Origin of the sequence: Halocola ammonii, assembly GCF_049334165.1 — a bacterium.
Classification (GTDB): Bacteria; Bacteroidota; Bacteroidia; order Flavobacteriales_D; family Sanyastnellaceae; genus JBEGHD01.
In genome coordinates this window covers 1-1,972 of the sequence record NZ_JBEGHD010000030.1, presented here as the reverse complement: position 1 = coordinate 1,972, position 1,972 = coordinate 1, and the positions used below count along the sequence as shown (strand labels likewise).

Here is a 1,972-nt window from a genome sequence, read left to right as displayed (position 1 = left end):
TCATTGCAATCTAGCCACTGGAAATGCGCAAAGTCTTCCTGAGCTATCAAAGAACTGCTATCTGGCGAGAGCTCAACATTGAGGTTAACTGGCAATTGGAGCGTGATTGTGTCCGCCACCGACAAATCGCTGCACTGGTGATCAGCTGTAAAAATGTAGGTCGTGGTTTGATTGGGGGATACGAGGACGGAGTCATTTGAGCTTAACTCCGGGCCATCTTGTATACTCCAGTTTACATCAAACCAAAAATAGTTGTAGCTATCAGGATGAAGGGTGTAGCTATTGCCGCTGCATAATTCCACAGTGTCTTCAAAAACAGGGTTTTCGGGCAATTCTGGAATTTCAGGGTGATTTGTCATTATGAAAGTGTCGTATGCATTGAAAATAAAATCCTCCTGCACATCTGGCTCGTAATAGGGTAAGGCCGAAAAGGTTAAAGTGTCCATATCGTCTATATAAGAATCGTAGGTGTGAACAGGAATGCTGATTGATTCTTCGTTTGCAGGAATAACAGCCTCTTCAGGTAATTCATTCAAATCGTAGCCCATCACAGCCATTCCACTATATATCATGACCAAATCCTGATCTTCTGAAAGATCATTAAGCCGAACAATTTCTAATGTTAAAGATTCGCATTCATTTACGAAGTCTACCAAAAACTCAAGGCTGCTATCACCTTGCCTGAAATCTACAAACCTTCTATTGGAGCGAAGACTCTTATTGGCGAAGAACACACCAGAATCGTAGTCCTGATTATTTGCATCGGCAATAGCTATTTTCATATGATAGGTTTCGCCTACCTGCAAATTTCCTATTCCAGCAGATAAAACAATGGAGTATCCGTCATACTGGACGCTGTAGATATTCGATGGGTCAATAGGATTAGCAATGTAGTGCTCGCAATTCAAACATGGACCCTCATTGTTCGGTCCATTGTTTAAGTTGGCTGTCACCACAGGTGTTTCAGTACCTGGCACTACCGCTATGTTTTTCGCTCCATTGCTAAACTGTCCGTTGATACCGGGGCCACTTACAAAAATTCCGAAAGGATCGGTGATTAAAGGTCCATTGGTATCCAGAAACTCCGGGTATTCTTCAGAGGCGAAAACATAATCGATCGACACTGAATCTCCCGCGACCCTAAAATCAAATTCCATAACGGCCACATCACTCAAGTCTAGAGTTGTGTCGGGAAAAAGGATTTCAAGATCTTCTTCTGTAGCTTCGGGATTGAACGCGGAAAATGATTCGTCCCCAGTGTGATTTGGACCTTCTGCATTATCAAGTAAGCCGTTTGTCATTAAAAGTCCTTCCTCTATGCCGATACCACAATCATTGCAAGTGAAGCTGCCCATTTGAAAATCCTCACCATTGTATTCTACATTATACACAAACAAGCCTTCGTCATACAGTCCTTCCAAAATTTCCATTGGAGTAGGGCTGTCATCAGTCACGAGCTGCCCCATAGAATTGGAAGTGTTAAAGAGAAGAACTCCAAACAGAATTATCTCTATAAATCGGATGTTGGTATTGTAGGAATTAAGCATAGTCCATGGTTTTGTTAAGTTGGCAGCAAGTGAATTACTTGCCTCGGCTCATCAATTTACTAAAAGCAATTTCGAAGTGTGGCCCAACTCGTGAGCTATTTTGAAAAAACTTTCTCATTCTTTCACAATTCTGAAAGTGGAAACATGGTCACCATCAGAGACTCGAAGCAGAAAAATTCCAGAAGCAAGCTCTGAGAGGTCAATTTTAGTCGTGCCCGAGTTGGAACTGATTTCTGAAATCTGCTTTCCCAAGAGGCTGTAAATAAGAACCCTTTGGCCGTTTTTTGGGCCGCGGACTTCGAGGATGTCGGAAACCGGGTTAGGATAAATTTCAATCTGATTGACATCTAATTCCTCCACACTAACCACAGGAAATTCCAAGCAATCGGTAACAAACTGACAGCTGTCCTGAGTGACCATAAGAG

At 42.4% G+C, this 1,972-nt stretch carries 2 protein-coding genes; both read right to left on the bottom strand.

What is annotated here, in order from left to right; genetic code table 11:
- Window positions 1–1,547: choice-of-anchor L domain-containing protein (locus tag ABHV44_RS16090; RefSeq protein WP_459075740.1), on the bottom strand; the 1,547-nt coding region annotated here is incomplete at its 3' end.
- Window positions 1,548–1,661: 114 nt separating this feature from the next.
- On the bottom strand, window positions 1,662–1,972 hold a 311-nt coding region (locus ABHV44_RS16085), incomplete at its 5' end, for a T9SS type A sorting domain-containing protein (protein ID WP_459075739.1).